Raw genomic sequence first — 447 nt, forward strand, 5'->3', positions numbered from 1 at the left:
GGCCGGCATCATCGGTTCGATCCTCGTCGTCGCCTTCATGTTCGTCGCCTATGGCTTCCTCGGTTTCCTCGCCAACATCGCGCTGGCGGTGCACGTGGCGATGATCGTCGGCCTGTTGTCGCTGCTTGGGGCGACGCTGACCTTGCCCGGTATTGCCGGTATCGTGCTGACCATCGGCATGGCGGTCGATTCCAACGTGCTGATCTACGAACGCATCCGTGAAGAACGACGGGCTGGTCGCTCGGTGATCCAGGCGATCGACACCGGCTTCTCGAAGGCGCTGGCGACCATCGTTGATTCCAACGTCACGTCGCTGATCGCCACCGTGGTGCTGTTCTATCTCGGCACCGGCCCGGTGAAGGGCTTTGCCATCACCTACGCCATCGGCATCCTGACTACGGTCTTCACCGCCTTCACCTTCACGCGCCTGCTGGTGTCGATCTGGCT

Annotated in this window: 1 protein-coding gene; it reads left to right on the forward strand. The window is 62.0% G+C overall.

Translation table 11 applies throughout. The features are described 5' to 3' along the window. The coding region (locus ACWTU8_RS32690; protein WP_455851360.1) for a SecD/SecF family protein translocase subunit at nt 1-447 on the forward strand (447 nt) is incomplete at both ends.

The sequence above is a fragment of the Mesorhizobium sp. BHbdii genome, from assembly GCF_053848045.1.